Consider the following 257-nt stretch of genomic DNA (forward strand, 5'->3'; position numbering starts at 1 on the left):
CGCGCCGCCGCGCCTCGTGTTCAAAGGCCTGCAGCAACTGGCTGCCCAGGCCCGAACCGCGCAAGGCGTCGGGCAGGTGGAACAGGTCAAGAAAGGCCATGCCCAGGGACGTTTTGCCGGTAATGCCGCCGAGAACCTGCCGGGTGTCAGGGTCTTTGAGCAGCACCGTCAGCGGCCGGCGATCGTTGCAACCGGTGATGGCTGCATTGAACGCAGCCAGGCCGTTGCCGAGCAGGCGCTCGGCGTCGGGGTGGGGT

The 257-nt window shown here is 67.7% G+C and carries 1 protein-coding gene; it reads right to left on the reverse strand.

All coding sequences use genetic code 11. From position 1 onward, the window contains the following. Positions 1 to 257 (reverse strand): GNAT family N-acetyltransferase (locus tag KZZ04_RS19840; RefSeq protein WP_219423977.1); only part of this gene is annotated, 257 nt, incomplete at both ends.

Origin of the sequence: Pseudoalteromonas sp. CR1 (assembly GCF_019392235.1) — a bacterium.
Taxonomy (GTDB): Bacteria; Pseudomonadota; Gammaproteobacteria; order Enterobacterales; family Alteromonadaceae; genus Pseudoalteromonas.